General features: G+C 62.2%; 18 protein-coding genes. 9 read left to right on the top strand and 9 right to left on the bottom strand.

From position 1 onward, the window contains the following. Genes PQU95_RS10370 through trkA form a run of 3 tightly spaced genes read right to left on the bottom strand, consistent with a single transcriptional unit; the run spans position 1 to position 3,217 of the window. Entirely contained in the window at positions 1-1,455 is a 1,455-nt protein-coding gene (locus PQU95_RS10370) for a TrkH family potassium uptake protein (protein WP_272751931.1), read from the bottom strand. Then, a complete protein-coding gene (gene gloA2 / locus PQU95_RS10365; protein WP_272751930.1) occupies positions 1,452-1,844 on the bottom strand; it encodes an SMU1112c/YaeR family gloxylase I-like metalloprotein in 393 nt (130 codons plus the stop codon). Before gloA2 ends, PQU95_RS10370 begins: the two co-directional genes overlap by 4 nt. A 2-nt stretch (positions 1,845-1,846) precedes the next feature. Beyond that, complete coding sequence (gene trkA, locus PQU95_RS10360; protein WP_272751929.1) at positions 1,847-3,217, bottom strand: Trk system potassium transporter TrkA; 1,371 nt, start codon at positions 3,215-3,217, stop codon at positions 1,847-1,849. Between the two features lie 377 nt (positions 3,218-3,594). Here trkA and PQU95_RS10355 point away from each other — a divergent pair, with 377 nt between their 5' ends. Further along, the gene (locus tag PQU95_RS10355; RefSeq protein ID WP_272751928.1) at positions 3,595-4,839 is read left to right on the top strand and encodes a PAS domain-containing sensor histidine kinase; all 1,245 of its coding nucleotides are present in this window, start codon (positions 3,595-3,597) and stop codon (positions 4,837-4,839) included. Between the two features lie 264 nt (positions 4,840-5,103). Here PQU95_RS10355 and ccoS read toward each other — a convergent pair whose 3' ends face one another. Next, positions 5,104-5,277, bottom strand: a complete 174-nt coding sequence (ccoS, locus tag PQU95_RS10350; protein WP_272751927.1) for a cbb3-type cytochrome oxidase assembly protein CcoS — start codon at positions 5,275-5,277, stop codon at positions 5,104-5,106. Continuing rightward, positions 5,277-7,712 carry a heavy metal translocating P-type ATPase gene (locus PQU95_RS10345; protein ID WP_272751926.1) on the bottom strand — a complete coding sequence of 812 codons (2,436 nt, stop codon included), beginning with the start codon at positions 7,710-7,712 and terminating at the stop codon, positions 5,277-5,279. The genes ccoS and PQU95_RS10345 overlap by 1 nt, the downstream gene beginning before the upstream one ends. Positions 7,713-7,763: 51 nt before the next feature. Between PQU95_RS10345 and PQU95_RS10340 the strand changes: the two genes are divergently transcribed. After that, the gene (locus PQU95_RS10340; protein ID WP_272751925.1) at positions 7,764-8,753 is read left to right on the top strand and encodes an NAD(P)H-quinone oxidoreductase; all 990 of its coding nucleotides are present in this window, start codon (positions 7,764-7,766) and stop codon (positions 8,751-8,753) included. A gap of 195 nt (positions 8,754-8,948) precedes the next feature. Beyond that, positions 8,949-9,569 (top strand): hypothetical protein, encoded by a 621-nt coding sequence (locus tag PQU95_RS10335; protein ID WP_272751924.1) that lies wholly within the window; start codon positions 8,949-8,951, stop codon positions 9,567-9,569. A gap of 132 nt (positions 9,570-9,701) precedes the next feature. Here the strand turns inward: PQU95_RS10335 and tyrS are convergent, their stop codons facing one another. Beyond that, positions 9,702-10,976 (bottom strand): tyrosine--tRNA ligase, encoded by a 1,275-nt coding sequence (gene tyrS / locus PQU95_RS10330; RefSeq protein WP_272751923.1) that lies wholly within the window; start codon positions 10,974-10,976, stop codon positions 9,702-9,704. A 201-nt stretch (positions 10,977-11,177) separates the two neighbouring features. Between tyrS and PQU95_RS10325 the strand changes: the two genes are divergently transcribed. The 6 genes from PQU95_RS10325 (at position 11,178) to PQU95_RS10300 (ending at position 19,833) form a co-directional block, all read left to right on the top strand. Next, positions 11,178-11,828 (top strand): cytochrome b/b6 domain-containing protein, encoded by a 651-nt coding sequence (locus PQU95_RS10325; protein WP_272751922.1) that lies wholly within the window; start codon positions 11,178-11,180, stop codon positions 11,826-11,828. Positions 11,829-12,065: 237 nt separating this feature from the next. Beyond that, positions 12,066-13,490 (top strand): pyruvate kinase, encoded by a 1,425-nt coding sequence (gene pyk, locus PQU95_RS10320; RefSeq protein WP_272751921.1) that lies wholly within the window; start codon positions 12,066-12,068, stop codon positions 13,488-13,490. A gap of 230 nt (positions 13,491-13,720) precedes the next feature. Then, the gene (locus PQU95_RS10315) at positions 13,721-13,915 is read left to right on the top strand and encodes a hypothetical protein (RefSeq protein ID WP_272751920.1); all 195 of its coding nucleotides are present in this window, start codon (positions 13,721-13,723) and stop codon (positions 13,913-13,915) included. Between the two features lie 109 nt (positions 13,916-14,024). Beyond that, complete coding sequence (gene hsdR, locus PQU95_RS10310; RefSeq protein WP_272751919.1) at positions 14,025-16,463, top strand: EcoAI/FtnUII family type I restriction enzme subunit R; 2,439 nt, start codon at positions 14,025-14,027, stop codon at positions 16,461-16,463. Between the two features lie 173 nt (positions 16,464-16,636). Beyond that, positions 16,637-18,121 carry a type I restriction-modification system subunit M gene (locus PQU95_RS10305; RefSeq protein ID WP_272751918.1) on the top strand — a complete coding sequence of 495 codons (1,485 nt, stop codon included), beginning with the start codon at positions 16,637-16,639 and terminating at the stop codon, positions 18,119-18,121. Then, positions 18,118-19,833, top strand: coding sequence for a restriction endonuclease subunit S (locus tag PQU95_RS10300; RefSeq protein ID WP_272751916.1), 1,716 nt, complete (start codon positions 18,118-18,120; stop codon positions 19,831-19,833). The genes PQU95_RS10305 and PQU95_RS10300 overlap by 4 nt, the downstream gene beginning before the upstream one ends. A 143-nt stretch (positions 19,834-19,976) precedes the next feature. Here PQU95_RS10300 and PQU95_RS10295 read toward each other — a convergent pair whose 3' ends face one another. From PQU95_RS10295 to PQU95_RS10285, 3 genes are all read right to left on the bottom strand, one after another. Further along, positions 19,977-20,375: a hypothetical protein gene (locus tag PQU95_RS10295; RefSeq protein ID WP_272751915.1), complete on the bottom strand. Its 399-nt coding sequence runs from the start codon at positions 20,373-20,375 to the stop codon at positions 19,977-19,979. A gap of 223 nt (positions 20,376-20,598) precedes the next feature. Continuing rightward, entirely contained in the window at positions 20,599-21,906 is a 1,308-nt protein-coding gene (locus PQU95_RS10290; protein WP_272751914.1) for a HipA domain-containing protein, read from the bottom strand. Further along, positions 21,903-22,169 (bottom strand): helix-turn-helix domain-containing protein, encoded by a 267-nt coding sequence (locus PQU95_RS10285; RefSeq protein WP_272751913.1) that lies wholly within the window; start codon positions 22,167-22,169, stop codon positions 21,903-21,905. Before PQU95_RS10285 ends, PQU95_RS10290 begins: the two co-directional genes overlap by 4 nt. Positions 22,170-22,779: the final 610 nt, after the last annotated feature.

Raw genomic sequence — 22,779 nt, 5'->3', positions numbered from 1 at the left:
TCATTTTCGCCAGAAAGCAGGGGTAAACAGAATCAGGATGGAAAAAATCTCCAGCCGGCCCAGCAGCATGGCAAAGCTGCAGACCCAGGTCTGAAAGTCGTTGAGCGCGGCGTAGTTGCCTGCAGGCCCTACCGTGCCCAGGCCCGGCCCTACATTGTTGATGCAGGCCAGAATGGCGGTGAAGGCGCTAAGGAAGTCCATGCCGCTACCGATCAGCACGAAACTCAGCATCACCACGCTCATGAAATACACAAAAATAAAGCCCAGCACCGACTGTGCGATGCGCTCGGGAATGGTGCGCCCCCCGATGATCAAGGGAAGGACTGCGCGCGGGTGCAGCAGGTTCCCCATTTCACGGTAGCTCTGGCGGGTCAGCACCAGGGTGCGGATCATCTTGATGCCGCCGCCACAGGAGCCGGAGCTGACGGTAATGCACGACAGGAACAGCATCCACAGCGGCACCAGCATGGGCCATTGGGCGTAATCCACGCTGGCGTAGCCGGTATCGGTGGCCACCGACACCAGGTTGAACGCCACATGGCGCAGCGCGGTGGCAAAGTCGTATACGCCCTGCCACCACAGGTACACGCTGGCCAGCAGTACGCTGGCGGCCAACAGGCCCAGTACGTAGCGCGCCTCGATATCTTGCCAGTAGCCCCGCAGCGACTTGCGCTGCCAGGCGGTAAAGTGGGTGGCAAAATTCAGCGCGCCCAGCAGCATGAACACGATCAGGATGGCCTCGATCAGCAGCGAGTCAAAATAACCGACGCTCTGGTCGTAGGTGGAAAACCCGCCCAGCGCCACGGCGGTAAAGGCGTGGCACAGCGCATCCAGTGGCGTCATGCCGGCCAGGTACAGGCAGACAAAGCAGATCACGGTGAGCGCGCTGTACACATACCACAGGTTCTTGGCGGTCTGGCCGATACGCGGTGCCAGCTTGGTTTCCTTCATCGGGCCGGGGATCTCGGCCTTGTACAGCTGCATGCCACCGATGCCCAGCATGGGTAGCACGGCCACCGCCAGCACGATGATGCCCATGCCGCCCAGCCAGCTGAGGAAATGCCGCCAGAAGTTCATGGCCGGTGCCAGCTGCTCTAGCCCTTGCAGCGTGGTAGCGCCGGTGGTGGTCAGCGCCGACATGGCTTCGAAGAAGGCGTCGGTCACGCTCAGACCCGGCAGGTATAGCCATAGTGGCACCGCCGACATGGCGGTAAAACCCAGCCACAGCAGCGTCACCAGGATAAAGCCGTCGCGCGGCTTCAGCTCGCGCTCGAAACGGCGGGTAGCCAGCCAGCTACCGCTGCCGATCAGCAGGCCGGCGGCCGCCGAGTGCAGGAAATGCCGCCAGGTGCCGTCCTGGAAATACCAGGACACGGCACAGGGCACCAGAAACATCACCGCCGACAGCAAGATAAGCTTGGACAGTACGTGGATGATGGGTAGCAGCTTGCTCATGCCGGCACTTCGTATAGCTCGATCGGCAGCCCGTCGGGGTCGGCCAGGAAGGTGAAACGGTGCTCGGTGTACTCATCCACGCGCATCGGCTCGCAGGGCACGCCCAGGCTGGCCAGGCGGGCGATATCGGCGCCCAGGTCGGTGCTGGCCAGTGCCAGGTGGCGCAGGCCGCAGGCTTCGGGCCGGGTAGGGCGGGGTGGCGGGCTGGGAAAGCTGAACAGCTCGATCTGGCAGCCGTCCGGCAGCGCCAGGTTCAGCTTCCAGGAATCGCGCTCGGCGCGGTAATGCTCGGACACCAGGGTAAAGCCCAGGGTGTTCAGATAAAAGTCGCGCGAGCGCGCATAGTTGGCCGCAATGATGGCCACGTGGTGGATGCCGCGTATGCTCATGCTCAGAAGAACCCCAGTTTCACTTGTGTCAGTTTTTCGATCTGTTTCACGCGGTGGCGGCCGTGCACGAAGATGATCAGGTGGTCTTCGGCTTGCAGCAGGGTGTCGTGGTGCGCCATCAGCACCTGGCCGTCGCGGATGATGGCACTGATGCTGCAGCCGCGCGGCAGGTCCAGCGCATCGATGCGGCGGCCAACCATGCGCGAGCTGTGGCTGTCGCCGTGGATGATCACCTCCAGCACCTCGGCGCGGCCACGGCGTACCGGGTGGGCCGCTACCACGTCGCCGCGGCGCAGGTGCGCCAGAATCGAGCCGATGGTAGACAGATAAGGCGAAATGACGATGTCGATGCGGTTGCCTTCCAGCAGGTCCACGTAGCTGGCGCGGTTCACCAGCGCAATGACACGGCGGGCACCCATGCGCTTGGCCAGCAGCGTGGACATCAGGTTGTCTTCGTCGTCGTTGGTCAGCGCGCAGAACGCGTCCATCTCGTCGATGTTTTCTTCTTCCAGCAGCGCCTCGTCGGTGGCCTCGCCGTGCAGTACCAGTACGCCGGGCAGGTTTTCCGCCAGCCAGCGCGCGCGCTCGGCGCGGTATTCGATGATCTTGACTTCGTAGTCGTCGGCCAGTTGCCGCGCCAGGCGGTAGCCGATATTGCCGCCACCGGCAATCATCACCCGTTTCACGGCCTTTTCGCTGGGGCGCAGCTCGGCCAGCATGGTGGGGATGTCGGCGCGGGCAGCCACAAAAAACACCTCGTCACCTTCCTGTATCACCGTGCTGCCGTCGGGCTGTACCAGTCTGTCATCGCGGTAGATGGCGCAGATACGGCAGTCGGTGTCCGGCATGTCTTCGCGCAGCTGGCGCAGCGGCTTGCCCAGCAGCTTGCCGCCTTGCTGCGCACGCGATACCACCAGCTGCGCGCTGCCTTCGGCAAAGTCGATTACCTGCAGCGCGCGCGGGTACTGCAGCAGGCGCTTCAGGTTCTGGGTAACGATCTGCTCTGGACAGATAGCGTGCTCCACGCCAAACTGTTCCAGTACCGGCAGGTCGCCATCCACGTAGTCGGTGGCGCGGATACGGGCGATACGGGTGGGGATGTTGAAATGGCGCTGCGCCAGCGCGCAGGCCAGCAGGTTGGTTTCGTCGCTGCGGGTCAGCGCCAGCAGCATTTCGGCCTCGTCGGCACCGGCCTGGCGCAGTATGCCGGGCAGGGCGGCGTTGCCGGCCACGGTACGGATATCCAGCTTGGCCTGCAGCAATTTCAGCAGGTTGGCGTCCTGGTCGACCACGGTGATGTCGTTGCCTTCATCTACCAGGTTTTCGGCGACGCTGGCGCCAACCTGGCCGCAGCCCAGAATCAGTATTTTCATGTGCAGTTTAATGGCTGGCGGGCCGTCAAGTCGGAATGGCTGCCATTTTACGCTGTATCAAGCGTGCATATCGAGCCCTGGCTTACCTCTGCCAATGGTGTCGGCAATGCGGCCCACCCTGCTTTTGCGGTAGGGTTTGCGTAAGCTATTGATTGTTAATGATTAATCCGGGTCTTGTGCCCGGCGGCAAAAGGCGTTGCCCAAAATGGTGTACGTCGGGCCGCCTTGGTATTTATATGTGATAGCCGCGTGGCATAATATCGAAATGTTTTGTATGGGCAGCGTCAGCCTGCCGGTTACGCTCTGAAAAGGCTCTGGCTATGTCTGTTCTTGCGCTTGTTGGCTTGTCACTCTGTTGCCTTGGCCTGCTCTTGGCCATGATGCGCTTACGGCAGCGCATGCGTGGCATGCAGTTGGCCGCAGCGCAGCAGCGGCAGGTGCTGCAGGATTTCTTGACCATTGCCAGCGACTGGTTCTGGGAGCTGGACGCCGCTGGCCGCATCGTGCGCTGTTCCGCGGCGCTGCAGCCCTTGCTGGGGTTTGCCCCGGCATCACTGCACGGCTTGCACTGGTCTGCGCTGCAGGCGGTGCAGGGCTCGCCGGATAGCCATAGCCGTTTGGCCACGCTGTTTGCGGCGGGGCAGCCTTTTCGCAACCAGGTGTTTTTGCTGGACTGCCCCGATGGCGTGCAGCGCCATATCTCGCTCAGTGCCTTGCCCTGGTACGACGCCGCCGGGCAGCTGGCCGGTTACCGCGGTACCGGGCGCGATGTATCGGATAGCCAGCTGCTCCAGGCCGCGCTGCGCCAGGGGCAGGCCGATATGGGGCAGTCGCTGGCCGAGCAGGCGCTGGCGCTGATCGACGCCAAGCTGGCAGCCGAGCATGCCTGCCAGGCCAAAAACCGCTTGCTGGCCAATGTCTCGCACGAGCTGCTTACCCCATTGCACGGCATACTGAATTTTGCCGAGATGGCCAGGCTGAAACTGGCGCGTGGCGATACCCAGCGCGTGGCCGCTCACCTGTCGGCCATCAGCGAGAACGGCCAGCGCCTGGCCTACCAGCTGAACGGCTTGATCGACCTGGCCGCGCTGGATGCCGGGCGGCGGCCGTTTCACTGGCAAAGCCTGAATATGCGCCAGCTGGTAGAAGACTGCGTCAGCCAGCAGGAGCCGGCATGGCAGCAGCGCGGCTTGCAGGTGCAAGTCAGCAGCCACCCCTTGGCTCGCCTGGTTGGCGATCATGGCAGCCTGATGCAGCTGCTGGGGCAGCTACTGGGCAATGCCATCCGTTTTTCACCGCAGGGCGGGGTGGTCGAGCTGCAGATAGACCGCTTGGCGACGTGCCTGCAACTGACGGTGTGTGACCAAGGCCCCGGGGTGCCTGCCACGGAAGCAGAGCGGATATTTGCAGCGTTCGAGCAGGGTAGCCTGGGGCAGGATAGCGGCCACGCGGGGCTGGGGCTGGCGATTTGCCGCCGCATCGCCCAGGCGCACGGTGGGCACATCCGGCTGCAGGCCAGCACGCACGGTGCCTGCTTTGTCGTACAGCTGCCCTTTGTCGCCGGCCAGCCCATGGCCGGTGTACCCGCCAATGCACCGTTCACCTGCCCGCAGGCGGGTTAGGGCCTGTTAACACTATTTCTTGCTGTGGCGCAGGCTCGAGAAGTTTTCCAATGCCAGGCGGAGGGCGATGCGCTGGGTGGTTCCCAGCGCAAGCCTGACAACGCCGCAGTGGGAAGCTTATCGGGCCTGCCCTTCGGGGCGCGCGCCATGCGGGGCACTGCTTTGTCAAACCGTGCTGGCAGGGATTGCCCTGCTGCACCCGGTTTTTCGCGCATTGCCGCCGCCTGACAAGCGCCGCCGCAGCAAAAATAGCGTCAACAGGCCCTAGTCAGGCTGCTTGGGGCTGTCGCGCTGGCTGTCGTCGTCGTCCATCAGGATGCGGTGGGCCGGGCCTTCCAGGTCGTCAAACTGGCCGGAGCGGGTAGACCACCAGAACAGCAGGCCGATAAAGAACACCAGCACGATGCTCATGGGTATCAACAGGTACAGGCTTTCCATTACTTACTCCGTTTGGTCAGGCGCAGGGCATTGCTTACTACCAGCAGCGAGCTGAGCGCCATGCCCAGGCTGGCGAGCCAGGGCGTGACCCAGCCGGCCATGGCCAGTGGCAGCGCCACCAGATTGTACAACGCGGCCCACGCCAGGTTCTGGCGGATGATGTGCATGCTGCGCGCCGCCAGGCCCAGTGCCTGCGGCAGGCGGCCCAGCTCGTCGCCCATCAGTACCATGTCGCCGCTGGCGCGTGCTACGTCGGTACCGCCACCCATGGCCAGCGATACGTCGGCGCGGGCCAGTACCGGTGCGTCGTTTACACCGTCGCCCACCATCAGGACGCGTGCACCGCCTTGCTGCAGCTGGCTCACGTAGGCCAGCTTGTCTTCCGGCGTGGCAGCGGCACGGTAATCGGCAATGTGCAGTTGTGACGCCAGGCTGGCCACCGCCTTGTCGGCGTCGCCGGACAGCAAATGCACTCGCAGGCCGCGTGCTTGCAGGGCGCGGATTAGCGCCGCGCTGTCGTCGCGCACCTGGTCACCAATGGCAAACACAGCGGCCACGCCACGCGCATCGCCCAGCGCGATGATGGTGGCGCTGGCCGGTAGCTCGTCCGGCAGGCTGAAGCTGCCGCTTAGCCCTGCCACAAAAGCCGGGCGGCCCAGACGCCAGCGCTGGCCGGTGATGTCGGCCTCCACACCCTGGCCGGGCTGGTTGCTACGTTGGCCGCACGCGGGCAGTGCGCTGTCTGCGGTCGCGTGCAGCAGGGCGCGGGCGATAGGGTGCTCGGAGCCTTGCTCCAGCGCGGCGGCGATGGCCAGCGCTTGCCCAGCGTTCGGGTGGCTAAAGCCATGGCTGGCCAGCAGCTGCATACGGCCGTGGGTGAGGGTGCCGGTCTTGTCGAATACCACGTCGCTGATGCGCGCCAGCGTTTCCAGCGCGTGGCCACGGGTGGTAAGAATGCCCAGCTGCGCCATGTGGCCGGTGGCGGCGGTGAGTGCCGCCGGCGTGGCCAGCGACAGTGCGCACGGGCAGGACACCACCAGTACCGCCACCGTTACCCATAGCGCGTGTTCCTGGCTACCGGCCAGGCTCCAGCCGATATAGGTGGCGGCGGCGGCCAGCAGCAGTACGGTGACAAACCACACGGCGTAGCGGTCCGCCAGCTCGGCCAGGCGCGGTTTTTCCGCCAGCGCCTGGTCCATCAGCCGCACAATGCCGGCCAGGCGGGTGTCGCTGCCGGTACGGCTAAGGCGCAGCAGCAGCGGGCTGGCCTGGTTCACGCTGCCGGCAATCACGCTGTCGCCCGCCTGTTTGGTAATCGGCGTGCTTTCGCCAGTGAGCAGTGCTTCGTCCACGCTGCTGTGGCCTTCCAGGATGTCGCCGTCGCAGGGGATGGTTTCGCCCGGCTTTACCAGCACCACGTCGCCTACCGCCAGCTGGCTGACGGCTACCTCCTGCTGGGCCTGGTCTTGCGGCCAACCCGGTACCGCGTGGGCAAAGGCGGGGATGAGCTTCACCAGTTTTTCGGTGGCCTCGCCGGTTTTGCGCCGCGCCATGCTTTCCAGGTAACGCCCGCCCAGCAGCAGGAAGATGAACATCGATACCGAGTCGAAGTACACGCCGTGCTCTATCTTGTTCAGCAGCGCCCACAGGCTGGCCAGAAAGGCAGTCAGAATGCCGATGGTCACCGGCGTATCCATGCCGACGCGGCCGCGCTTCAGGTCGCGCCAGGTGCCGCGGTAAAACGGTATGGCCGAGTACAGCACCACCGGCAGCGTGAGCACAAAGCTGGACCAGTGCAGCATCCACAGCCACTGGCTTTCGATTTCGCCGTCTGGTGCCATGTACACCGGGTAGGCGTACATCATTACCTGCATCATGGACAGGCCGGCCACCCACAGCCGGTTCAGCGCGGTTTTGCGCTCTTTCTGGTGCAGCGCTTCCTGGCGCGAGGCGTCGTAGGGGTGGGCACGGTAGCCGATGGCGCTGATGGCTTCCAGAATCTGGCTGAGCTTGAGCTGGCGCACGTCCCAGCGCACGCGGGCACGGTGGGTGGCGTAGTTGATGTCTACCGACAGCACGCCCGGCAGCTTGCGTACATGGTGTTCGTTCAACCACACGCAGGCAGCGCAGGTAATGCCTTCCAGCATCAGCGAGGCTTCGCGGATGTGTTCGTCTTCCACGTGCACAAAGCTGTGTTGCAGCGCTTCGTTATCGTATAGCTGCATCTGCTGCAGCAGCTCGGCCGGTACCGGCTCTGCCTGGCGCTGCTCGGCGGTGCGGTGTTCGTAGTAGTCGGCCAGGCCGCTGTCGATAATGGTCTGCGCTACCGCCTGGCAGCCGGCGCAGCAGGCTTGTTCGGTACGTTCGCGATAGCGGATGGGAAAAGCCTGCCCCGCGGGGATGGGCAGGCTGCAGTGAAAGCAGGTCGGGTTCATGGCGTGCTATTGTAGTGCAAGAGATGCTACTTGTTTTGCCGAGGGTCAATCATGTCCATGCAGCTGGTTACACAAAGCGCGCCGGGCGGCGCAGATACACTGGAAATCGCCTTTGCCGAAAAGCCGCAGCCGGCGCCCGGCCAGCTGCGCGTGCGCGTGCTGGCGGCGGGTATCAACCGCGCCGACATCGTGCAGCGCGAAGGCCATTACCCGCCGCCCAAGGGGGCGTCGCCGGTGCTGGGGCTGGAAATCGCCGGTATTGTCGATGCCGTTAACGGCCCATCGCGTTTTCAGGAAGGCGATGCGGTGTTTGGCCTGGTGTCCGGCGGCGGCTACGCCGAGTACGCGTTGATCGATAGCAGCGCCGCCTTGCCCAAGCCGGACCTGATGAGCTGGGCCGAGGCCGCCAGCCTGCCCGAAGCGTGGATGACGGCGTGGTTTAACCTGGTAGAGATTGCCGCGCTGCAGCCGGGCGAAACGGTACTGATCCACGCCGGTGCCAGCGGGGTGGGCGCGGCTGCCATCCAGCTGGCCAGCCTGCTGGGCGCCCGCGTGGTAGCCAGCGCCGGTAGCGAGGAAAAGCGCCAGTTTTGCCGCAGCCTGGGGGCAGACGAGGTCATCGATAGCCGCCAAGCCGGCTTTGCGGCCAACCTTAAAGCGCAAGGCGGGGTAGACGTGGTGCTGGACCCGGTAGGTGCCGCGCTGTTTGACGACAATATCGCGGTGCTGAAGCCGGACGGCCGTCTGGTGGTAATCGGCATCATGGGCGGCAGCAGCGCCACGCTGAACCTGGGCCTGCTGTTGGTCAAGCGGCTGCGCTTGCTGGGTTCCACGCTGCGCAGCCAGCCGGAGGCGGTGAAAGCCAGGTTGGCCGCGGCGCTGGGGGCCGAGGTGCTACCCGCGCTGGCCGACGGCCGTGCCCGCGTCACGCTGGATAGCGTCTACCCGCTGGCGGCGGTGGCCGATGCCCACCGCTACGTGGAAGACAACCGCAACCTGGGCAAGGTGGTGTTGAGCCTCTTGCCTGTCATCACGCCGTAACCGTGTTTCGATAATCTGGCCCCAACAGCAAATCGCTTCTGCTGGATGGACCTGGACCTGGATGGGATGCGGGGCTGCCTTTGGACGGGTAGCCCTCTTTTTTTGCCCGCCGTGGCCACCTGTCGCCTGTGCTAGACTGCGCGCTTGCCAGCGGGCACCCTCCGCCCCGCCCAACGAACACGAAAGCTACACCGCATGACTACCGGCAACGAGCCTTGGCGCCACGCCAAAAACCTGCAGCAAACCCTGGACACCCTGCTGGCCGAGGCCATCACCGCCAGCGGCCTGTGCCGCAAAATTGCCGAACAGCTGCATTCGCAGCAGCAACAGCAAGGCGAGCGCAGCGCACTGTCCAGCAGCTTTGGCCTGCTGGTGCGCAACAAGAAAAAGAAAGAGTTCATTGGCGGCTGGCTCAATTACCAGATCAGCCTGTCTGGCGACGGCCTGCCGCAGCGTGCCGACGGCCAGCCGTGCGCGCCGGTACTGCACGTGGCGCACTGGGCTTGCGAGTTTGCCTTTGAATACGATGCCTACGTCGGCTTCCCTGCCAGCCTGTGGCAGCCGTGGCAGCAGCAGGGCGATAGCCTGCTGTGGTGGGAAGAAAGCGATAGCAGCTTCGGCCCGGAATGGACCTACACCCTGGAGCTGGCGGCGCTCAATAGCGAAGACGCCTTGCGCGCTGCCGTGGTGGCGCCGGCGCTGGCGCTGCTGGCCGGCAAGCCGGTAGCCGAGGCGCTGCCTGCCACTACGCCTGGCCTGCTGCGCTACAGCAGCGTGCCGGACGCCAATGGCGACACCGACCTGCGCGTGTCCTGATACCCGCGGGCAGAACCATGCGGCCAACCTTGCCAGCCAGGGTTGGCCGCAGTGCTTTTGTGCCGCCCGACGACAGAACACCCGGCGCGCGGCCGAGTGTTTTGTTGTGCTGTCAGCGCAGTATGGTAGCGCTTAGATCCAGCTGATCAGCGTGTGGTTTTTCTTGCCGCGTTTCAGCAGGCTGTACTGGCCAAACAGGCGGTCGCTATCGGCGACCTGGTAATCCAGCGCCTCGATCTTGTTGCCGTTGATGCTCACCGCGCCGCTCTGGATAAAGGTGCGCGCTTCGGACTTGGACTTGGCCAGGCCACCGGCGACCAGGGCGTCGATCAGGCCGGCTTGTGCCCGCTCGATCTGCACGCTGGGCATGCCGTCCTGCGCCAGCTGTGCCAGGTCGGACGCGGTGAGGTCGGTGACGCTGCCGCTAAACAGGCTGGCGCTGATGCGCTGTGCTGCGTCTACCGCGGCCTGGCCGTGTACCAGCGCAGTGGCTTGCTCGGCCAGGATGCGCTGCGCCTGCGGCTTGGTGCCGCTGGCTTTGTCCTGCTCTTCGATGGCGTTGATCTCGTCGATGGACAGGAAGGTAAAGTAGCGCAGGAACTTGTACACGTCGGCGTCGGCAGTGTTCAGCCAGAACTGGTAGAACGCGTACGGGCTGGTCTTGCTGGCGTCCAGCCATACCGCGCCGCCTTCGGTCTTGCCGAACTTGGTGCCGTCGGCTTTGGTCACCAGCGGCAGCGTCAGGCCATACACCTGCTGCTGGTGGATGCGGCGGGTCAGGTCGGTACCGGCGGTGATATTGCCCCACTGGTCGGAGCCGCCAATCTGCAGCTGGCAGCCGTGGCGGCGGTACAGCTCGGCAAAGTCGTAGCCTTGCAGCAGGCTGTAGCTGAATTCGGTGTAGCTGATGCCCTGGTCTTCGCGGTTGATACGCTGCTGAACCGATTCCTTCTTGATCATCTGGTTCACGGAGAAATGCTTGCCGATGTCGCGCAGGAACTCCAGCGCGCCCATGCCGCCAAACCAGTCGTAGTTGTTGGCCATGATGGCGGCGTTGTCACCGTCAAAGCTCAGGAACGGCGATACCTGGCCGCGGATTTTTTCTACCCAGCTGGCAATCACGTCCGGGGTGTTCAGCTTGCGCTCGGTGGCCTTGAAGCTGGGGTCGCCGATCATGCCGGTGGCGCCGCCTACCAGTGCAATCGGCTTGTGGCCGGCTTGCTGGAAGCGCTTGAGCACCAGCACCGGTACCAGGTGGCCCAGGTGCAGGCTGTCGGCGGTAGGGTCGAAGCCGCAATACAGGGTCACGCTTTCCTTGGCCAGCAGTTCTTCGAGGGCAGCCGCATCGGTTTGTTGTGCAATCAGACCGCGTGCTTGCAGATCCTGGATAAGGGAGGCTTGGGACATCTGTATTGTTCTCCTGAAAGGGTCGGGGCGCAGGGCCCCACAGCAAAACGCCAAGTTTACCCGATTTTGCCGTTTTGCTGCGCTGGCACATGGCGGCCAATATTTGTTAAGGATTGCTTCAGCACTTGATACGGCAATAGGGTTAACATCCCTGTTGCATGAGGATGGCCGTCAACGGCCGCTAAGAAAGGGAGAGGGTAAATGAGTAACAAGGTAAAAGTATGGGACCTGCCGACACGCCTGTTTCACTGGGTGCTGCTGGCCATGTTTGCGGGTATGTGGGCATCGGCCGAAAACGGCCAGCTGCAAATCCACACCAAGCTGGGCGTGGCGATGCTGGTGCTGGTGGTGTTCCGCCTGTTGTGGGGTGTGGTGGGTAGCCAGAGCGCGCGCTTCAGCGACTTCTTCAAGCCCTGTCAGGTAAAAGCCTACCTGCGCGGCGAGGTGACCGAAAACCAGCAGCCGGGCCACAACCCGCTGGGCGGCCTGATGGTGGTGGCGCTGTTGGGCGCGCTGCTGGTGCAGCTGGGCCTGGGCCTGTTTGCCGCCGACGTGGACAGCTACACCTTCGACGGCCCGCTGGCCAAGCTTATCGATAGCGGCCTGGCCGAGCAGGTAACCGAGTGGCACGAAATCTGGTTCAACGTGCTGCTGGGCCTGGTGGGTGTACACGTGCTGGCGATTGTGGCTTACCGCAAGTTGAAAAACGTGAACCTGGTACCGCCTATGATTACCGGCAGCAAAACGCTGGCAGGCGAGGTCAAACCGCTGCGCTTTGCGCCGGGCTGGCTGGCGCTGGTGGTACTGGTACTGGCCGCGGTACTGGTAGTAGGCGGCTTGTCGCTGGTGTAAGGGGTTGGCTTTAAACAGCAAGGCACGCTGCGGCGTGCCTTTTGTTTGGTGCGCAGGTAGTGCGCGTATTACGCAGGGGTGGCCAGGGTTGGCCGCAAGGCGGGGGCAAGGGGCTGGCGGTGGCGGTTTTTGCGGCCAATGCAGCATGAATCCAGCGCAGGGCTGCTTTAACTGTAATCAATTTAGTACACGCGCGTTTCGTACCATAATGCAGGCAGAACCCAAGGAGACCACACCATGACCCGTCGTACCAAAATCGTCGCCACCCTCGGCCCGGCTTCCAGCGACCCCGACACACTGGAGCGCCTGTTACAGGCCGGTGTAAACGTGGTGCGCCTCAATTTCTCGCACGGCAGCGCGCAAGACCATATCGACCGCGCCACCCTGGTGCGCAGTACCGCCGACAAGCTGGGTGTGCCGGTGGCCATCATGGTAGACCTGCAGGGTCCCAAAATCCGCGTCGGCAAGTTTGCCAACGGCAAGACCACGCTCACCAACGGCCAGCCCTTTATCCTGGACGCCGAATGCACGCTGGGTGACGACGGCCGTGTAGGGCTGGACTACAAAGAGCTGCCGGGCGACGTGGAGCCGGGCGCCGTGTTGCTGCTGGACGATGGCCGCATCGTGCTGGTAGTGGAAAAAGTACTGGGCAGCCAGATCCACACCAAGGTAAAAGTGGGCGGCGTGCTATCCAATAACAAAGGCATCAACCGTCAGGGCGGCGGCCTGTCTGCCCCGGCGCTGACCGCCAAGGATATCGACGACATCAAGGTAGCCGCGCAGCTGGAAGCCGACTACGTGGCGGTGTCCTTCCCCAAGAGCAGCGCCGACCTGTACATGGCGCGCACGCTGATCAACGCCGCCGGCTGTCAGGCGCGCATCATTGCCAAGATCGAACGCTGCGAAGCCATCACCAACCTGGATGACCTGATCAACTCCGCCGACGGCATCATGGTGGCCCGTGGCGACCTGGCCGTAGAAGTGGGTGACGCCGCCGTGCCGGCGCTGCAAAAACGCATGATCCGCGCCGCCCGCGAGCGCAATAAGCTCACCATCACCGCCACCCAGATGATGGAATCGATGATCAGCAGCCCGGTGCCCACCCGCGCCGAGGTATCCGACGTGGCCAACGCCGTACTGGACGGCACCGACGCGGTGATGCTGTCGGCCGAAACCGCTGCCGGCCAGTTCCCGGTAGAAACGGTCGAGTCCATGTCGCGCGTGTGCATGGAGGCGGAAAACTCCAGCGACTACCAGCTGGAGCGCACCTTCCTCAATCGCGAATTCAGCCGCGTAGACCAATCCATCGCCATGGCCGCGCTGTTTACCGCCAACCACCTGCCGGTGCGCGCGCTGGTGTCGCTTACACAGACCGGCTCCACCGCGCTGTGGATCAGCCGCGTGAATTGCGGCGTGCCCATCTACGCGCTAACACCCGACATCCGCACCTACCGCCGCCTGGCCATGTACCGCGACGTGTTCCCCATGCTGCTGCCCGCCGCTACCGACCAGAAAAAACTGCTGGCCGCCGCCGAGCGCAAACTGCTGGAACGCGGCCGCGTAGAGCAGGGCGACGTGCTGGTAGTGACCATCGGCGACACCGTAGGCATGATGGGCCACACCAACACCATGAAGATCATCAAGGCGGGCGAAGCGCGCTAAGCGCCAGGCCACGCCGGCTTCATGCCGGCTTGCCACGTGCCCGTTGCGGCCAACCTGTAAGCCATGGGTTGGCCGCACTGTCTTTCTGGGGCGCGGTGCGAATGGGCAAAACGCGCTTTGCGGCGATCGTGCAAAATGCTGATTTCATTGTTCTGCAGAAACTCCGCCCTCATGTCATGGTCAATGACATTTGCTTGCTATGATGCTGGGTCATGAAAGACGGAGGGGCTATGAAGCCGGTACATTTGCTGTACTTTGTGGTAGCAGCATCGACCATACTGCTAGCCTGGGTGTTGCTGGGCAGCAAGCTGGACGACCCGCATGTCTGCCCGCCCGAGCGCCGCGTAGGCGATTTCTGCAAAACCACACTGCCGGGCGGCGTGATCTGGCTGCGGCAGATACCGGGTGTGGGGGTGGATCAGTAAACTGCGGCATGCCTTTCCTTATCCGTGGCATATAAAAACCGTCCATCGCGGGTTTGTTCAGCACAAGCGGATATAATTGCCCGTACTACGCCAGCGTCAGGTTTCGGTCATGGATAAGAAAAAGCTGTCTGAACGGGATATTTGCACCAAATTCATCACCCCCGCCGTGGAAGCCGCAGGTTGGGATACCCAGCGCCAGATGCGCGAAGAGGTAGGTCTTACCGCCGGGCGCGTGCTGGTGCGCGGCAACAAGGGGGTGCGAGACCGCAAGACGGTGCTGCGCGCCGACTACGTGCTGTACTTCAAGCCTGGCCTGCCGCTGGCGGTGATCGAAGCCAAGGACAACAAACACTCGGTGCGCGATGGCATCCAGCAGGCGCTGAAGTACGCCGACATGCTGGATGTGCCGTTTGCCTTTTCCAGTAATGGCGACGGCTTTGTCTTCCACGACAAGACTCTGGCTGATGGTGTACTGGAACGCGAAATCACCTTGGCCGAGTTTCCGTCGCCAGACGCGCTGTGGCAGCGTTACCTTGCCTGGAAAGGCATTGCCAGCACGCAGGCAGCGCTGTACGCGCAGGATTATCACTCCGGCCGCACCGCACGTTACTACCAGGTCAATGCCATCAACCGTTCGGTAGAGGCCGTGATCAAAGGCCAAAAGCGCGTGCTGCTGGTGATGGCCACCGGCACCGGCAAAACCTTTACCGCGTTCCAGATCATCTGGCGGCTGTGGAAGTCCGGCACGGCCAAACGCATCCTGTTTCTGGCCGACCGCAACATTCTGGTTGACCAAACCATGGTGGGCGATTTCAAGCCCTTCAAAGGCGCCATGGCCAAGCTCAGCGTCAATCAGAAAGGCGTGGAAAAAGTGGATGCCTCGGGGCAGGCCAGCACCGAGATGGTGGCGCTGGGCGTGAATGCCGCCACCAAGAAGGTAGATAAATCCTACGAGATTTACCTGTCGCTGTATCAGGCCGTTACCGGCAGCGAAGAAGAGCGCAATATCTACAAGCAGTTCAGCCCCGACTTTTTCGACCTGGTAGTCATCGACGAATGCCACCGTGGCAGCGCCGCCGAAGACTCGGCCTGGCGTGACATTCTCGACTACTTCGGCAGCGCCGTGCACCTGGGCCTTACCGCCACCCCGAAAGAAACGGCAGACGTTTCCAACATCACCTACTTTGGCGAGCCGGTCTACACCTACTCGCTCAAGCAAGGCATCGAAGACGGCTTCCTGGCCCCGTACAAGGTCATCCGTGTCGATCTGGACAAAGACCTGGGCTGGCGCCCGCCCGTGGGTAAGGTGGATGCCAAGGGTCAGATCGTTGAAGACCGCATCTACAACCAGAAAGACATGAACAAGGCGCTGGTGCTGACCCAGCGCGACGAGGCCGTCGCCCGGCGCATAACCGAGCTGCTGCACGCCACCGGCCGCATGAACAAGACCATCGTGTTCTGCGAGGACATCGACCACGCCAGCCGTATGCGGCAAGCACTGCTGAATGCCAATAGCGACCTGGCGGCGGCCAACCCCAAGTACGTGGTGCAGATAACCGGCGACAATACCGAAGGCAAACTGGAGCTGGACAACTTCATCGATCCCAAGCGCGCCTACCCGGTGATTGCCACCACCAGCCGGCTGATGACCACCGGCGTGGATGCGCAAACCTGCAAGCTGGTGGTGCTGGACCGCACCATCAACAGCATGACCGAGTTCAAGCAGATCATCGGCCGCGGCACCCGTATCAACGAAGACTACGGCAAGCTGTGGTTCACCATTCTGGACTTCAAAAAAGCCACCGAAAACTTTGCCGACCCGGCGTTTGACGGAGAGCCGACTGTTATCTACGAACCGAGTGGTGGGGAGTCTATTACCCCACCCGAAGACCCCGCACTGCCGCCGGAAGGCGACGCTGCGCCCATGCCGGGTGCCAGTGATGATGCCGGCGACGCGGGCGATGCCCACGGCGGGCAGGGCGGTGGCGGGCGCGTCAAGTACGTCATCAACGACGTGCCGGTGTACGTGGTGAACGAGCGCGTGCAGTACATGGGCAGCGACGGCAAGCTGATGACCGAATCGCTGAAGGACTACACCCGCATCCAGCTGAACCAGCGTTTTGCCTCGCTGGACGACTTCCTGCAAAGCTGGAGCGACGCCGACAAAAAGCAGGCCATCGTTGACGAGCTGGAATCGCTGGGCGTGTTTTTTGACGAGCTGGCCAAAGAAGTAGGCAAAGACCTGGACCCGTTCGACCTGATCTGCCATATCGCCTTCGGCCAGAAGCCGCTTACCCGCCGCGAGCGTGCCGAGCAGGTAAAGAAAAAAGACTACTTCGCCCGCCACAGCGGTACCGCCCGCCGCGTGCTGGAAAAGCTGCTGGACAAATACGCCGATGAAGGCATCGCTAATGTCGAAAATACCGAAGTGCTGTTTACCCCCGACTTTGCCGCGCTGGGCACCGTGGTAGAGCTGATCAACGCGTTTGGCGGCAAGCCGCAGTACCGTCACGCCGTGCGCGAGTTGGAACAAGCCCTGTACCAATAGCCCCCACGCCACCGGCGCTGCCGTGCTTGTAAAAGCCGGCACCACCGCCGTACTTGCCTTAAAATGCCAACTCACACGCGGGGCCAGCCGCCGCAGCTGCACCCGCGGCGCGGGCTGCGCCGCCTTGCGGCCAACCTGGCACCCCTAGTACCGACCAGCTTTCCGAGACGTTCATGACCATCAGCACCACCCTCATCAAATCCATTCAGGACATCATGCGCCAGGATGCCGGCATTGACGGCGATGCCCAGCGTATTTCGCAGCTTTCCTGGCTGCTGTTCCTCAAGATTTTCGACGACCAGGAAACACAGATTGAGATGATGCGCGATGACTACGTCTCGCCCATCCCGCAAGCCTACCGCTGGCGCAACTGGGCGGCCGACGCCGAAGGCATTACCGGCGACGCCTTGCTGAACTTCGTCAACAACCAGCTGTTTGCCGAGCTGAAAGACCTGTATACCGCCACCAACCCGCGTGCCGAGGTGGTACAGGCGGTGTTCGAAGATGCCTTCAACTACATGAAGTCCGGCCAGCTGCTGCGTCAGGTCATCAACAAGATCAACGAAATCGACTTCAACAGCCAGCAAGACCGCCACCAGTTCAACGACCTGTACGAAAAAATCCTCAAAGACCTGCAAAGCGCGGGCAACGCCGGTGAGTTCTACACCCCGCGCGCGGTGACACAGTTCATGGTGGATAGGGTCAACCCGCAGCTGGGCGAAGCGGTGCTGGACCCGGCCTGCGGCACCGGCGGCTTTCTGGCCTGCGCGCTGGAGCACCTGCGCCAGCAGGTAAAGACGGTGGGCGACCAGGCCCTGCTGCAGCGGGCCATCCACGGCGTGGAAAAAAAGCAGCTGCCGCACCTGCTGTGCATTACCAATATGCTGCTGCACGGCATCGAGGTACCCAACCAGATCCGCCACGACAACACGCTGGCGCGCCCGCTGGTGAGCTACGGCCCGCGCGACATGGTGGACGTCATCCTCAGCAACCCGCCGTTTGGCGGCACCGAAGAGCCGGGCATCGAGGCCAACTTCCCCGCCGATGTGCGCACCAAGGAAACCGCCGACCTGTTTCTGGTGCTGATGGTGGAGCTGCTCAAGCAAAACGGCCGCGCCGCCGTGGTGCTGCCCGACGGCACGCTGTTTGGCGAAGGCGTCAAAACGCGCATCAAGGAAAAGCTGCTCACCGAGTGCAACCTGCATACCATCGTGCGCTTGCCCAACGGCGTGTTTGCGCCGTACACCGGCATCAAAACCAATCTGCTGTTCTTTACCAAAGGTCAGCCCACTAAAGACATCTGGTACTACGAGCACCCGTACCCGGCCGGCTACAAGAGCTACAGCAAAACCAAGCCGATACGCATCGACGAATTCGACGCCGAAAAAGCCTGGTGGGGCAGCGATGCGGACGGCTATGCCAGCCGCGTGGAGAACGAATTCGCCTGGAAAGTGAGCATCGACGACATTCGCGCCAAGGGCTTCAATCTGGACCAGAAAAACCCGCACGTCGGCGAAACCGTCAGCCACGACCCGGACGAGCTACTGGCGCAGTACCAGGCGCTGCAGGCCGACGCACAAGCCTTGCGCGACCAGCTGAAAGCCATCCTCGCCGCCGCACTGGCCGGCCCGTCGGCAGACACGGAGGCCAAGGCATGAAGTTGACCGAAGGCTTCAACCTGCTGGCCACCGCGCCGGACGGCATCAAGCGCCTGCGCGAGCTGATTTTGAGCCTGGCCGTGCAGGGCAAGCTGGTGCCGCAAGACCCGAATGATGAGCCGGCTAGCGAGCTGCTGAAACAAATCCGTGCCGAGAAAGAGCGGCTGATTGCCGAAGGGAAAATCAAAAAGGACAAACCGCTGCCGGCGATTGGCGACGACGAAAAGCCGTTTGCGTTGCCGGTAGGGTGGGAGTGGGTGAAATTCGGTGATGTGGCTCATATTTCAAGCGGTGTCACATTGGGCAGGAAAACAGCCATGACAGACCCAGTATTGCTTCCGTATTTGCGTGTGGCAAACGTTCAGCGCTGGAAGTTGGTGCTTGATGAGGTCAAAGAAATAGTTGTCGACAAGTCTGAGCTTGACAGATTCTCCTTGAAAAAGGGTGATTTGCTAATTACTGAAGGTGGCGACTGGGATAAGGTTGGTAGGACTTGCGTCTGGGGAGGGGAATTGCCAATCTGCTTGCACCAGAATCATGTTTTTAAAGTGCGCGCCATATTTTCAGACTGGAATTTTCATTGGGCAGAGTTGTTTTTAAATTCGAATGATGCGAGAGCATATTTTGCTTCTTCGGCAAAGCAGACAACAAACTTGGCATCTATCAATATGACTCAGCTGAAGAATTGTTTATTCCCGATACCCCCCCTCGCCGAACAATCCCGCATCGTCACCAAGGTCGAGGAGTTGATGGCGCTGTGTGATGCGCTGGAAATGCGCGGCCAACTGCAAGCCGAGCAGCACGCCCGCCTTACCGCCACGCTGTTCGACGCGCTCGTCGCCAGCGAATCGGCGCACCAGCTGCAGGAAAACTGGGCCAGGTTGGCCGCAAGCTTTGATCTGGTGCTGGACCGACCGCAAGCGGTGGATGCGTTGGAACAAACCATTCTGCAACTGGCGGTGCGCGGCCTGCTGGTGCCGCAAGACCCGGCCGACGAACCGGCCAGCGAATTGCTGAAACAAATCCGCGCCGAAAAAGACCGCCTGATTGCCGAAGGTAAAATCAAGAAAGACAAACCGCTACCGGCCATTAGCGACGAGGAAAAACCATTTGATTTGCCGGAGGGGTGGGAGTGGGTGAGATGCGCAGATTACTTTGATGAGTTGTGCACTGGGCCATTTGGCTCAGTCCTGCATAAAGAAGACTATATAAATGATGGTGTTCCCTTGATTAATCCATCACACATGGTGGATGGGAAAATTATTCCGGATTATTCGATAACGCTAACGGTCGAATTTGCGGAAAAATTAAAAGTATATCGTTTGTCAGCAGGGGACGTTGTTCTCGCTAGACGTGGGGAGGTTGGTCGCTATGCACTTGTAACAAATACAGAAGATGGATGGCTGTGCGGCACAGGTAGCTTCTTTGTTAAATTGAACGGCAAAATTAGTCGAGAATATATTGGCCTTATATTTCAAGAGCAATCATTCAGGAGATATTTGCAAGGTGAGTCAGTTGGTACAACTATGACTAACTTGAATCAGAAAATTCTCCTTGAAGCCGTATTAGGAATTCCCCCCCTCGCCGAACAATCCCGCATCGTCGCCCGTGTCGAAGCGCTGCGCGCGCTGTGCGGCCAACTACGGCAGCGGCTGGCGGCCAGCCGCGATACGCAAGGCCAGCTGGCCAGCGCGCTGCTGGCGCAGGGCTAGCGCAGGCCGCACCGCCGGGCAGGGTGCCGGGCGACACCAGGCCACGGCTGCCTGCCATGGACAACACCCCCGACCGCTACCGGCTGTCTGGGGTGTTTTGTTTTAGCGGCCAACCACGGCGGCACGCCAGTGCGCTGGTGCGGCTAGTGGCTGCTGTTGCCGCCAGCGCTGCTGTTGCGGCCAACCTGGTCGTCGCTGCGTTGCGTGGCTGCTGCGTCGTTGCCCAGGTACAGCTGCTGCCCGTCGTTCAGCAGGCAGGCGCTGCCAGGGGCCAGCCGGCGTGTGCTGCGCAGGCCGTGCCCACGGCTGACAAAAGCGGCGCGGATGGCGGCGTTGCGTGACACCGTGGGGCGAAAGCGCGGGAAGCGGGGCGGGTTGCGTCCGTACTGGTAACAAATGCGATCTTCGAACGGTTCGTCGCCCGTTTCGTCGCCCGTTTCGTCGCAGGGCCGAATAAGCGGGTAGGGATTGTTCCAGGCGTCGCGGTGCTTGCGCCACAGGGCTTGCAGCGGCTGGAGGAGCAGGTCGAGCAGCAGGGGCATGATGGTCTGGTGGCGGGTGGTCGCGTTTACCCGCTTATCCTATATCGAAACCGGGCGCTGGCACACGGCCTGCTGCAGTGGTGGTGGTAGTCGGGCAGCAGGTAGTCACTGGCAGCCCTGCGTGTGGGCGGATGCAAGCGAGTAGGCGTAGGGGTTGGCCGCCGCAGCGCTCCGCCATGCTGGTTGGGTGCGGCGCCCGGCCAGCTACCGGCAACGCTCTGGCTCAGGCCAGCTGCTGCGCCATCTCCCTGATAACAGTGTGCAGCAGGGTGCGCAGGCAACGTGCCTCGCCTGCCAGCGTGGCGGCCAACTCGGGGCGCGCCTGGAGCAGGCGGGCGTTGTCGGCTTCTACCTCGGCGTACAGCGCTTCTGCCTGCTGCACGGCACGTCTGCGCAGGTTTTCCAGCAGCCGCTCGGCGGTGCCTTTGGCCAGGTTCAACACCGCGCCGGCCTCCAGTAGCAAGCTGTGGCTGATGGCCGAAAAATGTCGCTCGCCCAGCAGTGGCCACGCCAGTTGCGTGTGTGCCGGCCACCCGCTTTTGTCGAAGGCGGCGGTGTCGTAGCTGGCAACGCTCAGCAGGTCGTAGAACGGCGCCAGCTGCACGCCTTCGTGCGATACCAGAAAGCTCAGGTTTTTCAGGTGGGCGTCGCTATTGCCCACCAGCAGGTTGAACACCAGCCAGCCAAACAGCCGGGGCCGCGCTACCGCCGGGCTGCGGCAGGCGTTGGCCAGTGCGGCCAGGTTGTGCAGGCTGCCCTGGCTGTATTTGAAGCTGCGGTCCAGCCCCAGCAGCTGGCAGGCGTCTATCACGTGCCGGCGTTGCCAGCCGTGGCTGCCTGGCGTGCGGTCAAAGCGGTTTATCAGGTAAACCGGCGACGGCACGTAGCGCCGATGCACGTCGGGCACGTCCAGCCCCAGGCGTTTGGCCAGGCACATCACGAACCATTCGTTGATGACGGAATGAGGGTAGTCCTCGTCCGGGTGGTCGGGCTTCAGGATATGGGTAGAGGGCGTGGCGCCTGCCGGTTCAAACAAGGCGCCATCCTGCAGCACCACCGCCAGCTTGTGCTGCGCGCCGGCCAGCGACATGCGTTTGATGGCAGCCTGCGTTAGCGGCGCCCTGGGTAACTGGCGAATGCGGGCTTGCAGTGCCTCGTCCGGCAGCGGCCGCAATGGTTCTGCGCTTTGCGGCGCGGCATCGGGGGGCAGCAAGGTAACCGACCCGGCCGATTCTGCGCCGTACCAGGCCAGCAGGCCGAAGGCGTCGGCCGCATCCAGCCGGGCGTCGCCTGCCAGCAGCAAGCGTTGCCCTTCTTCCGGCAGCAGGTTATCGAAATACCACTGCACCGGGCGCTGGCTGGCGCCATCCAGCAAGGGTTCAGCCTGCAGTGGCAAGTGCGGGCTAAGCGCGAAGCACGTTGGCGTGCGCAGCCAGTCGGGCGCGTACTGAAAGCTCCACAGCCCGGCCACTTCTTGCAAGGTGCCCACCGTGGTGTGATTGATTGATGCGCACAAAGACCGCCCGTTCATGGCTTGTCCTTATGGTTGGCCGCGTCCTGCAGGTAGGCGGCTACGCTTTCGGGGACGTCCACCGTCACGCGAATGCCCAGCCCCTCCAGTACCTGAAACAGCTTGCCCCACTGCACCGTTTCGCCGCCGCGCTCGATCTTGCCAAGAAAATTCTCGCTGACGCCAATGCTGCCAGCGGCATCGTCCTGGCGGATCTTCTGTGCCTTGCGGCTGGCGCGCACTATCTTGCCAATGGCTGCTGCATTGTCGATAGGTATCTTCATGATAAATCCTCATGTTTGTGAGGATTTTGCGCTGGCTGGGCGCGTTTGGCAACTAATCCTCTTGATCGTGCGGATTTGGTGCGTTTGCCATCAATTTTGCTAAAAATCCTTTTTATCGTGAGGATTTCCGGTGGTAGCCAGGCACCACGTACCCATGCCAGTGCAAGCGCCGCTTTGGGGGCACGGGTGCGTAGCGAAACACGGACAGCAGGCCTTGTGCCGTGCATCTGACGGATAGAAGAGGGGGTGACTCTACGGTAGTGAAAGGGCCGTTGGTGTGCGGGTAGGCGCCAGAGGAAAGGTTGGCCTGGGTGAGAGTGTTCCTGTGGTGGGGTTTTATGGTGTTTGTGCTGCCAGTAAAAAAAACTGACCAAAATGCTGACCAAGCAGCCTCAAAAAGCCCAAAAAAAAGCCCCGCGAGTGCAGGGCTTTTTTGGCTAAGTGCTTGATATTGCTAGAATCCGGTGGTGGAGGCGGCGGGAATCAAAACTCCGGAACCACATCCAACAAAATCAACCACTTACCGCTGATTGGGTTCATCCGTTATGACATTACTGTCATAACTTCATGCTGTATTTTTGACACTAAAAAGTAAAATGCAACTTACAAA

The sequence above is a fragment of the Vogesella aquatica genome (assembly GCF_028548455.1).
In the GTDB taxonomy this organism is placed as follows: domain Bacteria; phylum Pseudomonadota; class Gammaproteobacteria; order Burkholderiales; family Chromobacteriaceae; genus Vogesella; species Vogesella aquatica.
Note: the sequence above shows the minus strand (reverse complement) of the source record. Positions and strands in the feature narration are given on the sequence as shown.

Coding starts and splice junctions, on each gene's coding strand:
- PQU95_RS10290 (WP_272751914.1), bottom strand. CDS start 21,906: ATGAACGGGCGGTCTTTGTGCGCATCAATCAATCACACCACGGTGGGC.
- PQU95_RS10285 (WP_272751913.1), bottom strand. CDS start 22,169: ATGAAGATACCTATCGACAATGCAGCAGCCATTGGCAAGATAGTGCGC.
- tyrS (WP_272751923.1), bottom strand. CDS start 10,976: ATGTCCCAAGCCTCCCTTATCCAGGATCTGCAAGCACGCGGTCTGATT.
- PQU95_RS10300 (WP_272751916.1), top strand. CDS start 18,118: ATGAAGTTGACCGAAGGCTTCAACCTGCTGGCCACCGCGCCGGACGGC.
- gloA2 (WP_272751930.1), bottom strand. CDS start 1,844: ATGAGCATACGCGGCATCCACCACGTGGCCATCATTGCGGCCAACTAT.
- PQU95_RS10355 (WP_272751928.1), top strand. CDS start 3,595: ATGATGCGCTTACGGCAGCGCATGCGTGGCATGCAGTTGGCCGCAGCG.
- PQU95_RS10305 (WP_272751918.1), top strand. CDS start 16,637: ATGACCATCAGCACCACCCTCATCAAATCCATTCAGGACATCATGCGC.
- PQU95_RS10370 (WP_272751931.1), bottom strand. CDS start 1,455: ATGAGCAAGCTGCTACCCATCATCCACGTACTGTCCAAGCTTATCTTG.
- PQU95_RS10340 (WP_272751925.1), top strand. CDS start 7,764: ATGTCCATGCAGCTGGTTACACAAAGCGCGCCGGGCGGCGCAGATACA.
- PQU95_RS10335 (WP_272751924.1), top strand. CDS start 8,949: ATGACTACCGGCAACGAGCCTTGGCGCCACGCCAAAAACCTGCAGCAA.
- PQU95_RS10315 (WP_272751920.1), top strand. CDS start 13,721: ATGAAGCCGGTACATTTGCTGTACTTTGTGGTAGCAGCATCGACCATA.
- hsdR (WP_272751919.1), top strand. CDS start 14,025: ATGGATAAGAAAAAGCTGTCTGAACGGGATATTTGCACCAAATTCATC.
- pyk (WP_272751921.1), top strand. CDS start 12,066: ATGACCCGTCGTACCAAAATCGTCGCCACCCTCGGCCCGGCTTCCAGC.
- trkA (WP_272751929.1), bottom strand. CDS start 3,217: ATGAAAATACTGATTCTGGGCTGCGGCCAGGTTGGCGCCAGCGTCGCC.
- PQU95_RS10325 (WP_272751922.1), top strand. CDS start 11,178: ATGAGTAACAAGGTAAAAGTATGGGACCTGCCGACACGCCTGTTTCAC.
- PQU95_RS10345 (WP_272751926.1), bottom strand. CDS start 7,712: ATGAACCCGACCTGCTTTCACTGCAGCCTGCCCATCCCCGCGGGGCAG.
- ccoS (WP_272751927.1), bottom strand. CDS start 5,277: ATGGAAAGCCTGTACCTGTTGATACCCATGAGCATCGTGCTGGTGTTC.
- PQU95_RS10295 (WP_272751915.1), bottom strand. CDS start 20,375: ATGCCCCTGCTGCTCGACCTGCTCCTCCAGCCGCTGCAAGCCCTGTGG.